Here is an 11,893-nt window from a genome sequence, read left to right on the forward strand (position 1 = left end):
CGAAAAATATCAAAAAAAAAGGAGAAACTATCGTCTCTCCTTTAATCTGTATCATTTAGATTCTTAACTTAGTGAGAATCGCTTGAACGCCGTAACGCTCAGGCCTTTCTCAGCATCGCCAAGATATTGCTTAATTGACTTTTTATTGTCCTTAATAAACGATTGGTTCATCAAGGTGTTTTCCTGATAGAACTTATTTAATCGTCCCATGGCAATTTTCTCTGCCATTTCAGCAGGCTTACCTTCCTGAATAGCTTGTTCCTTGCCAACTTCAATCTCTCTGTCTATAACATCCTGTGGCACTCCGTCTTTATCAAGAGCTACCGGAGCCATTGCGGCCACTTGCATCGCTATATCTCGACCTAGCTCATCGTAGTTTCCGTCTTTATTCAGACCAACAACACTCGCAAGCCTATTGCCCGGGTGAATGTAAGCAACCACTTTATCGGCTTCTACAGTACCATAGCTCGAAAGTTGAACTTTCTCGCCTATAACACCAGTTTGCTCAGTAATTTTTTCAGCAATAGTAAGTCCGCTATCCATGTATGGAAGTGCTTTAAGCGCTTCCAAATCAGCCGGCTTTTTAGATATTGCCGTCTCTAATATATTCTCTGCAAATTTCACAAAATCAGCATTCTGGGCTACGAAATCTGTTTCGCAGTTGAGCATAATAATTGCACCCAATTTACCATTTTCAGTGGTCTTCGCAATTACAGTACCTTCAGAAGCATCGCGGTCGCTGCGCTTTGCAGCAACTTTTTGACCTTGCTTGCGCAAAAAGTCAACAGCTTCCTCAAAATCACCATTTGATTCTACAAGAGCCTTTTTACAGTCCATCATTCCGGCACCGGTTTGCTTTCTCAGTTTATTAACGTCAGCAGCAGTAATTTTCATTTCTTAAATATTTGATATTTTAAGCTCAAAATGCGTGTTAGAAAGCGAGCAACCCGAATTTCATAACCCACAAAAATCGCGTAAAGTGTTAGAATTAAGCTTTTTCAGCTTCCTTATCTTTCTTTTCAGATTTTGCTTTCTCGGCTGTTTTGTCAGCTTTCGCCGCAGCTTGCTTGTCTTTCGTTGACTTTCGTTCATCAAGACCTTCCATAATTGCGTTTGCAATTCGCTCTAGAACCACAGAAATTGATTTTGATGCATCGTCATTAGATGGAATCGGGAAATCAACTTTCGTTGGATCAGAATTGGTATCAACCATTGCGAAAGTGGTAATATTAAGCTTCTTAGCTTCCAAAAGGGCGATATTCTCTTTGTTGATATCAACAATAAAAATAGCCGATGGAATACGCGTAAGATCTGCAATACCACCAAGATTTTTCTCTAATTTAGCTCGCTGACGTGATATTTGAAGACGCTCTCTTTTTGAAAGTGTGTTCAGCGTTCCGTCTGCCTCCATCTTATCGATGCTTGACATTTTGCGAATTGCTTTTCTGATGGTAGCAAAGTTGGTAAGCATACCACCCGACCAGCGCTCAACGATAAAAGGCATTCCGGTTGGGCCGATTTTCTCTTCTATCGCAGCTCTCGCTTGATTTTTAGTGGCAACGAAAAGAATTTTCTTTCCTGATTTTGCTACCTGACCTATGGCTTTACAAGCTTCATCAAGCTTTGCAGCTGTTTTGTTTAGGTCAATAATGTGGATTCCTTTTTTCTCATCAAAGATATAAGGAGCCATGTGTGGATTCCACTTACGTGTTAAGTGGCCAAAGTGTACACCCGCGTCGAGCATTTCTTTAAAGCGGACATCGGTTTGATTTTCAGACATACTGATTTTTTAGTTTACATTCTGTTATAAAACAATTGACGGGTAGCCCTTCTTTAGGAATCCCGTCAATTTAGATACTAAACAAGCGAAATATTGAAAAATATTAACGCTTACTAAATTGAAATTTCTTACGAGCTTTTGGCTGACCGTATTTTTTACGCTCTACCATTCGCGGGTCACGGGTCATCAAACCTTCAGCACGAAGTTTTGCTTTCCACTCTGCGTCAACTTCTACAAGTGCGCGTGAAACACCAAGACGTATCGCCTCGATTTGACCTGTAATACCACCACCGTGTACATTTACATTCACATCATATTTACCTTCTGTTTCGGTAATCATGAATGGTTGTCGCACGCGGTACTGAAGCGGCATAGTTGGGAAATATTCTTTAAAGTCGCGGCCATTAACTGTTACGCTACCCGTTCCATTTTTCATGTAAACGCGTGCTACTGATGTTTTACGGCGACCAAGTGTGTTAATCACTTCCATTACTTGAGTGTATTGAGATCGATTGTTTTAGGTTTTTGAGCTTCGTATTTGTGCTCACCACCTACCACTACGTGAAGATTAGTATAAAGCTTGCTTCCAAGTTTTGTTTTAGGCAACATACCTTTTACGGCTTTCTCTACAAGAGCCATCGGTTTTCTAGCCAAAAGCTCTCTTGCAGTTAGCTCACGTTGCCCACCAGGATATCCGGTATGACGCACGTAAACTTTCTCTTCGAGTTTATTGCCCGAAAGAAAAACTTTTTCAGCATTAATTACGATTACGTAATCGCCACAATCTACGTGCGGGGTGTAATTCGTTTTGTACTTTCCACGAATCAATTTAGCAACCTTGGTTGCTAATCGTCCTAGAGTCTGGCCTTCAGCGTCAACAAGAACCCAGTCCTTGTTTACTGTTTCGCGATTGGCCGATACGGTTTTGTAACTTAGAGTATTCACTGTGTATAAGCTATTTAGCTGTATTTATCCCCTAAATTGGGGCTGCGAAGTTAATACAAATTTTGTTTTACACCAATACTTGTGCAAATAATCTTTTAACGAGATTACTCACTTTTCTGGTAAAGGTGATTTCCGAGTAAAAACTGCCCCTTCGCGGACAATTATTTTTTCGGAGTGCAAAAGTAATGATTTACACGAGATTTGGAAACAAAAGGATAAAATCATTCAATATTATTGAAAACCGTTTGGTAGTACCAAACGCTATTATTTGGCATTTTAAAGCCAACGCCGTTTTTTCAGCGGTATCCCTCGCATGAAAAATATAATTCTCCTCAATAAAACTGAAATGAACTATTTATTCAACCGATATGCCAGCACAATGTTAACGCGAGTCCAAGAGTATTCAAATTTTTCAGAGATATTAATATCGTCCTGACCGGGTACTAACAATTCCATTCTTACATTCATCCCTTCTATATTTCTCAACGACTTGGCAACAGCAATCCCAAGATCAAAACGCTCTGATAGTTTAAGATTCAATCCGACCATCACCTCTTGTGTGAATTGCCAGTTTGGAATATCTTCATCCGCACTCGCAGTCAAAGTTGAAGTGCGATTAGAGACCGCGCTGATTCCATAGCTATCCCAGCTTGCAGCGATGATATTAACCCCTCCAAAGATTTCAAAACGATCTGCAAAAGAGTAATGTGCTAAAATTGGAATACCCCATGCAAAATAGCTGAATTCAACAGTTGAGTATTCTCTTCCTTCAGGATTGTGCGAGAAGACCAATTTTTGTGCAAACTTTAACCGATCTGCCCCTATTCCAGTAGACACTGCGAGCTTGTTGAAACTGTATTTGGCCACCAGGTGCGAACCAAAACAAGCTGTTGCCTGCGGTTTAAATAATGATTCTTCAGCATTATTATTAAAAAGAGAACCCGCATTGGCTTTTAGATAAAAGTCAAACCTTCCGTTTTCATTTTGTCCGTAAACCTTATTGGTAACTAATAAAACGGGCAAGGCAAAAAGCAAAATGAATATCCGTGTATTCTTTGGTGTAAACATCTTTTTCATAATCCAAAAATTAAAGTTTATAAAAAATCAATTCAATATTTACTTATTCAGAAGGAGAGATTACAGCTTCAAAACACTCTTAATTCAATCTCTTAAGGAAAAGTTTTGACCTATTTCAATCCCTTTTCGACAGCTCAATATTGAAGCCACCAATTGGACTATCTGTCTTTACTGTGAATTCCTTATAGCGGTTTACAATCTTTTTTGATTACGAAAGAAATGCATTAAAAATGAAATATCCCTGACTTTGAAAAAATAAAAGTAAAAAAGCCATTCGTCGTCAAGAACAGCTTTAATATTAGCCCAATTATTATCAAAAAAGGGCTGAAACAAATTGCCCCAACCCTTTTAAATTTATCTGATAAAACGAAATTCTCGTCTTTAAAACTTAGGCATTCTCCAAAACACCAAGCTCCTTCCCTACCTTCTCAAAAGCAGCGATTGCCTTATCAAGTTGGGCAGTGCTATGGCCCGCAGAAATTTGTACACGAATACGCGCCTGCTCTTTCGGCACCACCGGAAAGTAAAACCCGATTACATAAATTCCTTCTTCGAGCAGCTTCTCGGCCATTTCTTGCGAAAGCTTAGCATCGTAAAGCATTACCGGAACTATGGCCGAATCGCCTTTTACAATATCAAATCCGAGTTTAGACATTCCTTTTTTGAAATGGGTAATATTGCTTTCCAATTTATCGTGCAGATCAGAACCATCCATTAATAAGTCAAATACTTTTAAAGATGCACCTACAATATTTGGAGCCAGCGAATTGCTATAAAGGTAAGGACGAGATCGCTGTCGCAGCAATTCAATAATTTCTTTACGGCCGGTAGTGTATCCGCCCATGGCGCCACCCATAGCTTTTCCAAGCGTACCGGTTATAATATCTACCCGTCCCATTACACCGCAGTGCTCAAGACTTCCGCGACCGGTTTTTCCAATTACGCCGGTAGCATGGCATTCATCTACCATTACAAGTGCATCGTACTTATCGGCCAAATCGCAGATTCCTTTCATATCGGCTACGACACCATCCATGCTAAAAACGCCATCGGTAACGATAACTTTAAAACGGGCACCTTTTTCAGTGGCCGCCTTAAGTTGAATTTCCAGATCGGCCATATCGTTGTTTTTGTAACGGTAACGCGCAGCTTTACAGAGTCTCACACCATCTATAATAGAGGCATGATTTAGAGAATCGCTTATAATGGCGTCCTCATCGGTGAATAAGGGTTCAAACACTCCTCCATTTGCATCAAAACAAGCGGCATAAAGAATGGTATCTTCCGTTTCATGAAATTCGGCAATTTTTGCCTCAAGCTCTTTGTGAATATCTTGTGTTCCGCAAATAAATCGTACAGAACTCATTCCATAGCCGCGCTCATCAAGCGTTTTCTTTGCAGCAGCAACAACATCGGGGTGAGACGACAGACCCAAATAATTATTTGCGCAAAAGTTTAAAACCTTCTGGCCGCTTGAGAGTGTGATTTCTGCACCTTGAACAGAAGTAATAATGCGCTCTTTTTTAAAAAGCCCAGCTTCTTCTATTGATTTAAGTTCTTCCTGAAGGTGATTTTTTATTTTGCCGTACATAATATTTGTGTTTGCCGCAAAATTACAAAATGAAATCTAAAAAAAACCCTTCACTAATAAGCGAAGGGTTTAAAAAGTAGTATTAAATCTGTATGATTAAACCAGTCCCTGATCGATCATTGAATCTGCAACTTTTACAAATCCGGCAATATTGGCACCTTTTATATAGTTTACTTTACCATCTTGGATTCCAAACTTAACACAGGCCTCGTGAATATCCTTCATGATGGTGTGCAGCTTGGCATCAACCTCTTCGCTGGTCCATGAAAGGCGCAGTGAATTTTGACTCATTTCTAATCCTGAAGTGGCAACACCTCCGGCATTACTTGCTTTTCCTGGTGCAAAAAGAATATTGTTTTTCTGCAAAAGCTCAACTGCCTCTGGAGTAGATGGCATATTTGCACCTTCAGCAACCAACATTAAACCTTTATCGATAAGTTTTTGTGCATCGTCCTCATTTAGCTCATTTTGTGTAGCACAAGGAAGAGCGATATCAACATTACCGGGAAGATCCCATGCGCGTTCGCCTTCAAAATATTCGGCATCCTTCACATCATCTATTAGGTCTGATATTCTACCGCGCTTCACATTCTTGATATTCATAATTTTGGAAAGAATGTATGGTGAAATTCCGTTTTCACAATAAATGTAACCGGCAGAATCGCTCATGGTAACAACTTTACCACCCATTTCGGTAGCTTTTTGACAAGCATACTGAGCCACATTTCCAGACCCGGAAACCGCTACAGTTTTACCTTGAAAAGAATTGTTCTCTACTTTAAGCATTTCGGCAGCGAAATATACGCAGCCGTAACCTGTCGCTTCCGGACGGATAAGTGATCCACCCCAGTTGCGCCCCTTGCCGGTAAGTACGCCGGTAAATTCATTGCGAATGCGTTTGTACTGACCAAACATATATCCAATTTCGCGTCCACCCACACCGATATCGCCCGCAGGTACATCTGTATCAGGACCTATATGACGGAAAAGTTCTGTCATAAAACTTTGGCAAAATTTCATTACTTCATTATCTGACTTTCCTTTTGGATCAAAGTCAGACCCACCTTTACCACCACCCATAGGCAGCGTAGTAAGGCTGTTTTTGAAAAGCTGCTCAAAGCCGAGGAACTTCAAAATGCTCAGATTTACTGATGGGTGAAAGCGCAAACCACCTTTATAAGGCCCTATGGCCGAGTTAAACTCGATGCGATAACCTCTATTTATCTGCGGTTTGCCGGCATCATCGAGCCACGGGACACGAAACATGATTACGCGTTCTGGTTCTACAATTCTTTCTAAAATTTTTGCTTCCTTATATTTCGGATTATCTTCCATAAAAGGAATAATTGTTTCAGCTACTTCTTCAACTGCCTGGAGAAATTCCGTTTCGTTGGGATTCTTAGCCTTTATCTTTGCCATAAAGGCATCTATAAGCGATTGGTGTTTCGCGTCTTCCATGATGAGAGTTATTAGGAAATGTGCGGCAAATGTAGAAAAAATATCATCCCAATAACAGCCCGTATCTTAAGTAGAACATATTACTATACCGCTCAACATTAAATACTTACAAATTTAGTCTTTGTGTTATTTTTACACTAAGTAGCAATACCTGTAGTTGCTTCTTAGCTTTTTATCACCGATCAGCGCTTTCCAATTCAAACATCTCATGCTTTATACCAATAAGGCTTGATAGCTTGAAAGCAAGGACCGTGGATGGGACGTGCCTCCCTCATTACATGCTATTTAGCGTTTTCTATACTTTGAATTTCGGATAAGCTCGTTAACATACCTCATAATTTTTCCCCGGAAGGGAACGCACCAAACCATTAAGCTCAAGGGTGAGCAAGTGTACCATAACCATGCTCATTGGCAATTCCGTAGCCAGACTTAGTTCATCGATCTGCGTTCTTCCTTTTTCGCGCAGGCAATCCATCAACTTTTCTTCTTCGGGTTTTAAATCGATAAAAATCTTTGTTTGAATTGGTTTGGCGTTGGCAGCTTTTGTCCAGCCCATAATATATTCCAGATCTTTTGCAGATTCGAGCAGTGCCGCCTTATTCGATTTAATCAATCTATTACAGCCGTCAGATTTTGGGTCGTGTATCCTTCCAGGAATGGCGAAAACATCTCGAAAATAGCTTGCCGCGAGATTGGCAGTAATTATAGATCCTCCCGAAATACCCGACTCCACTACAATTGTTGCATCTGTCATTCCGGCTACAATGCGGTTTCGCTTTGGGAAGTTTTCCCTGTCGGGGATGGTGCCAATACTAAACTCGCTGACCAAGGCACCCTTTTCTGCCATTTCTTTGGCAAATCGAGTATGCGAATTGGGATAAACGCTATCTAGCCCATGAGCCAAAACACCAACAGTGGGAAGGCCGAGCTCGAGACATGCCTTGTGCGCCTGAATATCTACTCCGTAAGCCAATCCACTAACAACAGTAATATTGTAAGGCAGCATGCTCTCTATCAATTCCCGGGTAACCTGCATTCCATAGTCGGTAATTTTACGGGTGCCTACAATGCTTACCATTCGCTTTGCCGATAAATCTGCCGGGCCTTTTTTGAAAAGCACTACAGGTCCATCACTGCAATGGGTTAAGCGGTTTGGGTAATTGGAATCTTGAAACGAAATAACCTCTACGCCCTTTTTTTCGGAAAACTCAAAATCTTTTTCGACGGCGTCAAAATCGCGAAAAGAAGATATTGCTCCAGCACGTACCAGGCTCATACCGGGCACCTGCATTAGCTCGCGTGAGCTGAGATTAAACACTTCGCGTGCTGTTCCAAAGTGCCGAATAAGTTTTTTTACGCTCATTACGCCAACATTTTCTACCATACTGAGCGCGAGCTGGTAAAACACCTCATCTTTATCTATTGGAATCTTTTTCATGAAAACTATTGCGTGTGCGGCTGTGTTAAAGCCCGAAAATAACTAAACTTGGCCTCAATTATGGAAAATGTTGAAAAACTCGGAATAATTCCTGCCAGATATGCCTCTACTCGGTTTCCTGGAAAGCCACTTGCGCTTATTCACGGAGTGCCCATGATAGAGCGGGTATACCGACAGGCAGAAAAGTCTGATCTCGATAAAATATTGGTTGCCACCGATGATGAGCGGATAGCAGATTGCGTTAAGAGTTTTCATGGAAATGTGGTAATGACCAGCCCCGACCTATCTTCAGGAACTGATCGTTGTAGAGCTGCGATTATAGAAAGTGGAATAAAAGCCAATCTTGTGGTAAATATTCAGGGTGATGAACCACTTATTGACCCCGGGCAGATTAATACCGTGTTAAGATTGCTTAGCGGACACGCCGTAAATATTGCTACCTTAATAAGTCCGGCACTTGGAAAAGAAGAAATAGAGAACATGAATCGCGTAAAAGTGGTGACTGATATAAACGGAAAAGCACTTTATTTTTCGAGACTGCCCATTCCTTTTTCAAGAAATATCGGAGAGAACATTTCTAAATATCATATTCATCTGGGAATTTATGGATTTAATGCGAGCACCCTTTTAGAGCTGGGAGAACTGAATACCGGTTTGTTAGAACAATTAGAATCACTGGAACAGCTGCGCTGGCTAGAAAATGGATATACCATTTACACCGCAAAAACCAGTGAGCGTGCAGATAGCGTAGATACACCTGAAGATCTTGAAAATATCGAAAAGAAATATTTTCTTTGACCCCTTGATTGAATAGATATGCGTAAATTTGAATTTGTATTAAGCATAGCCTGTGGAAATAGATAAATACATACAAGAACTTTTATACGATTACGACTGTGTAATAGTGCCTCAACTCGGTGGTTTTGTTACCAATTACCGTCCTGCTGTTGCTGATTTAAACTCAGGAATAGGGCATCCGCCGGGAAAGGATATTCGTTTTAATAAGAACCTTACTAAAAGTGATGGTTTACTGGAGCGTGCTGTAGCCGATGGTGCCAAAATAAGTTTTGAAGATGCCGGTATAGTTTTAAAAGACATTTCTGAAAAATATTGGTCGAAGTTGAATGGCGGAGCAAAAGTGCAATTTAAGCGTATTGGCGTTTTGTATATCGACGATCATAAAAACCTGCGTTTTGAGCCGGCTGCTGATCAAAATTACCTGAAAGCGTCGTTTGGTCTCGATTCATTTACCCTGCCGGCAATCACTGAAATGACGCAAAACCCGGATGAAGAGAAAAAACCGACACCTGTAATACCGATTGAGCGAGCAGAGCCGGAAACTATCAGATTTAAATCGAATAAAAGCATTTACTGGGTAGCAGCCGCTACCATACTTCCGTTTGTGGCTATGAGCGTCTATCTGGGTGTTTCCACAAATTTTAAAAGTCCAACAGAAATCACCCTCGCAGAGCTTATTCCTTTTGGTATAAATCCTGCCGAAGCCGTGAAGTTTACTCCGCGTGCAACATCCGCGGAAGCGAAACCTGCCAGCAACGATACTGACGGAACAGGTTTTCCTGAAAACACCGCTGTCTTTCCATTTTCATTTGAAACCAATACTGTGGATAGTTCAGGCGTATGGATAAATTTAAACGAAGAAAAAAAGCCTTTTGCCACTCCTGAAGAAGTTTCTCCATCAAAATCAAAACTCACCGGCACATACCATATTATAGCCGGCTGTTTTGGCGAAGAGGTGAACGCAAAGAAATTTGTAAATAACTTGAAGGATCGCGGATATAAAGCTGCCATTTTAGATTACCACAAGAAATTACACCGCGTAAGATTAGAAAGCTTTACTGATTATTCTACTGCCTTAAGCACTTTACAAGAGTTGAGAAATGACGGAACTTTTCCGAATGCATGGTTACTAAAAAAACCATTATCTTAAAGGAATGACAGAAAAGAAATTAGATTTGGGAAATTGCACATTGGAGGCACTTGAATGGGATGTTGTAGAGCTTCATATTAACCCGGAACAAATCTTGCAACCAGATGATGTGCGGAAAATATTTGATGAGATTCACAAAAAATTCCCAAAAGGCAAAACGCTTATGGTTACTGCGGGCGATAAAGCAACCCTTAGCCCGGAAGCACGTGAACTCGCCTCTTCCGAAGATATTACGCATCAGATTCTTGCCGATGCAATCGTTACAGAGCATTATTCGCACCAGATGTCGTCAAACTTTTTTGTACGCTACAACCAACCGTATCGTCCTACAAAACTTTTTAAGACAATAGAAGAAGCTAAGGATTGGTTAAAATCATACGCAGCGGAGTAGAATTTTTAGAAATTATATTTTAGGAATCTTTTCTTTTGCGCGTTCTTTTGCGCGCCCGTCGGTAAAGCATAATTGCAATGCTTAGCACTATGCCAAGGGCAATAATACCGCCGGCTCCAAAAATCCAGCTCATGGTATTTTTAAACACCACCGTAAATACGATTGCGAAAAGCAAAACGGTAGCAAGCTCATTGTAGAATCGCAGCTGTCCACTTGTCATAGGATATTTATCGCGCTGCTGCTTTCTGAATATAACATGAAGGGAAATGTGGTAAAGCAAGAGCAGAAAAACGAAACCAAGCTTTACGTGCATCCACGGAAGTGAAAGATAACCCGGCGCAATAACAACCATAACTATAGCTGTAAGAAGGGTGATAATCATTGCGGGCCAGGTAATAATAAACCAAAGCCTACGCGCCATAAGTTTTAACTGTCTAATTACAGCACCACGCTCATTTTCGGGCAGTTGCATAGCTTCTACCTGATATATAAAAAGGCGCGGAATGTAAAACAAACCCGCAAACCAGGATACGATGAAAATGATGTGCAGCGCTTTTGCCGCAAGATACCAGGAGCCAATCATTGGTGCAAAACTAAGAGATGAAATTGGATATATTTCAAAAAATATAGAAGTGCTCAATTCAGCTCGAACAAATAGGGGTTTATTGATAAGTTGAGCTCGAGCAGGGCAAAACGAAATTCTGCGCTTATCTTTGCAGTCCAAAAATGACATTGTAATGAGCGAAAAGAAATTTGCGAGAGAAACGTTTGCTTCTACTTCAAAAATTATTCTTCCCAACGATACCAACACATTGGGAAATCTGATGGGAGGTCAGCTATTGAACTGGATGGATATAAATGCGGCTATTTCGGCACAGCGCCATTGCCGCCGTGTGGTGGTTACGGCAGCCGTAAACAATGTATCGTTTAACCGTCCGGTAAAATTGGGCGATATACTTACTATTGAATCAAAAGTATCGCGTGCTTTTTCATCGTCGATGGAAGTATTTTTGGATGTTTTTACAGAAAATCACCGTACCGGAAAACGTACCAAATGCAATGAAGCTATTTACAGCTTTGTAGCTGTAGATCAAGTGGGTCAGCCCATAAATGTGCCTGAGATGATACCGGAAACAGATCTTGAAAAAGAACGTTTTGCGGGAGCTTTGCGCAGACGACAGCTAAGTTTGATTTTGTCTGGACGAATGGATCCGAAAGATGCTACTGAGCTGAAGGCGCTATTTGCTTGATAGTTAAACAGGTGC

General features: G+C 40.8%; 13 protein-coding genes. 4 read left to right on the plus strand and 9 right to left on the minus strand.

From position 1 onward, the window contains the following. Positions 1–63: 63 nt before the first annotated feature. The 8 genes from tsf to dprA form a co-directional block, all read right to left on the minus strand. Positions 64–894, minus strand: a complete 831-nt coding sequence (gene tsf, locus G3O08_RS00165) for a translation elongation factor Ts (protein WP_163282642.1) — start codon at positions 892–894, stop codon at positions 64–66. Positions 895–988: 94 nt separating this feature from the next. Then, positions 989–1,780, minus strand: a complete 792-nt coding sequence (gene rpsB, locus G3O08_RS00170; protein WP_163282643.1) for a 30S ribosomal protein S2 — start codon at positions 1,778–1,780, stop codon at positions 989–991. A 103-nt stretch (positions 1,781–1,883) separates the two neighbouring features. Continuing rightward, on the minus strand, positions 1,884–2,270 hold the full coding sequence (gene rpsI / locus G3O08_RS00175) for a 30S ribosomal protein S9 (protein ID WP_163282644.1): 387 nt from the start codon (positions 2,268–2,270) through the stop codon (positions 1,884–1,886). Further along, positions 2,270–2,725, minus strand: a complete 456-nt coding sequence (rplM, locus tag G3O08_RS00180) for a 50S ribosomal protein L13 (protein ID WP_163282645.1) — start codon at positions 2,723–2,725, stop codon at positions 2,270–2,272. Before rplM ends, rpsI begins: the two co-directional genes overlap by 1 nt. Positions 2,726–3,076: 351 nt before the next feature. After that, positions 3,077–3,802, minus strand: coding sequence for a hypothetical protein (locus G3O08_RS00185; RefSeq protein WP_163282646.1), 726 nt, complete (start codon positions 3,800–3,802; stop codon positions 3,077–3,079). A gap of 388 nt (positions 3,803–4,190) precedes the next feature. Next, the gene (kbl, locus tag G3O08_RS00190) at positions 4,191–5,393 is read right to left on the minus strand and encodes a glycine C-acetyltransferase (protein WP_163282647.1); all 1,203 of its coding nucleotides are present in this window, start codon (positions 5,391–5,393) and stop codon (positions 4,191–4,193) included. Positions 5,394–5,489: 96 nt separating this feature from the next. Beyond that, complete coding sequence (gene gdhA, locus G3O08_RS00195; protein ID WP_163282648.1) at positions 5,490–6,851, minus strand: NADP-specific glutamate dehydrogenase; 1,362 nt, start codon at positions 6,849–6,851, stop codon at positions 5,490–5,492. 322 nt (positions 6,852–7,173) lie between these two features. Then, positions 7,174–8,289: a DNA-processing protein DprA gene (dprA, locus tag G3O08_RS00200; RefSeq protein ID WP_163282649.1), complete on the minus strand. Its 1,116-nt coding sequence runs from the start codon at positions 8,287–8,289 to the stop codon at positions 7,174–7,176. Positions 8,290–8,349: 60 nt separating this feature from the next. Between dprA and kdsB the strand changes: the two genes are divergently transcribed. Genes kdsB through G3O08_RS00215 form a run of 3 tightly spaced genes read left to right on the plus strand, consistent with a single transcriptional unit; the run spans position 8,350 to position 10,628 of the window. Continuing rightward, positions 8,350–9,087: a 3-deoxy-manno-octulosonate cytidylyltransferase gene (kdsB, locus tag G3O08_RS00205; protein ID WP_163282650.1), complete on the plus strand. Its 738-nt coding sequence runs from the start codon at positions 8,350–8,352 to the stop codon at positions 9,085–9,087. A 52-nt stretch (positions 9,088–9,139) separates the two neighbouring features. Beyond that, complete coding sequence (locus G3O08_RS21615; RefSeq protein ID WP_163282651.1) at positions 9,140–10,237, plus strand: HU domain-containing protein; 1,098 nt, start codon at positions 9,140–9,142, stop codon at positions 10,235–10,237. A 4-nt stretch (positions 10,238–10,241) separates the two neighbouring features. After that, complete coding sequence (locus G3O08_RS00215) at positions 10,242–10,628, plus strand: DUF7793 family protein (protein WP_163282652.1); 387 nt, start codon at positions 10,242–10,244, stop codon at positions 10,626–10,628. Between the two features lie 19 nt (positions 10,629–10,647). Here G3O08_RS00215 and G3O08_RS00220 read toward each other — a convergent pair whose 3' ends face one another. Then, positions 10,648–11,211, minus strand: a complete 564-nt coding sequence (locus G3O08_RS00220) for a CopD family protein (RefSeq protein ID WP_163282856.1) — start codon at positions 11,209–11,211, stop codon at positions 10,648–10,650. 154 nt (positions 11,212–11,365) lie between these two features. On the opposite strand from G3O08_RS00220, the gene G3O08_RS00225 reads away from it, so the two are divergent. Then, entirely contained in the window at positions 11,366–11,878 is a 513-nt protein-coding gene (locus tag G3O08_RS00225) for an acyl-CoA thioesterase (RefSeq protein WP_163282653.1), read from the plus strand. Positions 11,879–11,893 lie beyond the last annotated feature (15 nt).

It is taken from the genome of Cryomorpha ignava, from assembly GCF_010686655.1.
In the GTDB taxonomy this organism is placed as follows: Bacteria; Bacteroidota; Bacteroidia; order Flavobacteriales_D; family Cryomorphaceae; genus Cryomorpha; species Cryomorpha ignava.

Coding starts and splice junctions, on each gene's coding strand:
- kdsB (WP_163282650.1), top strand. CDS start 8,350: ATGGAAAATGTTGAAAAACTCGGAATAATTCCTGCCAGATATGCCTCT.
- G3O08_RS00220 (WP_163282856.1), bottom strand. CDS start 11,211: ATGATTGGCTCCTGGTATCTTGCGGCAAAAGCGCTGCACATCATTTTC.
- rpsI (WP_163282644.1), bottom strand. CDS start 2,270: ATGGAAGTGATTAACACACTTGGTCGCCGTAAAACATCAGTAGCACGC.
- G3O08_RS00225 (WP_163282653.1), top strand. CDS start 11,366: ATGAGCGAAAAGAAATTTGCGAGAGAAACGTTTGCTTCTACTTCAAAA.
- G3O08_RS00185 (WP_163282646.1), bottom strand. CDS start 3,802: ATGAAAAAGATGTTTACACCAAAGAATACACGGATATTCATTTTGCTT.
- tsf (WP_163282642.1), bottom strand. CDS start 894: ATGAAAATTACTGCTGCTGACGTTAATAAACTGAGAAAGCAAACCGGT.
- dprA (WP_163282649.1), bottom strand. CDS start 8,289: ATGAAAAAGATTCCAATAGATAAAGATGAGGTGTTTTACCAGCTCGCG.
- kbl (WP_163282647.1), bottom strand. CDS start 5,393: ATGTACGGCAAAATAAAAAATCACCTTCAGGAAGAACTTAAATCAATA.
- G3O08_RS00215 (WP_163282652.1), top strand. CDS start 10,242: ATGACAGAAAAGAAATTAGATTTGGGAAATTGCACATTGGAGGCACTT.
- rpsB (WP_163282643.1), bottom strand. CDS start 1,780: ATGTCTGAAAATCAAACCGATGTCCGCTTTAAAGAAATGCTCGACGCG.
- gdhA (WP_163282648.1), bottom strand. CDS start 6,851: ATGGAAGACGCGAAACACCAATCGCTTATAGATGCCTTTATGGCAAAG.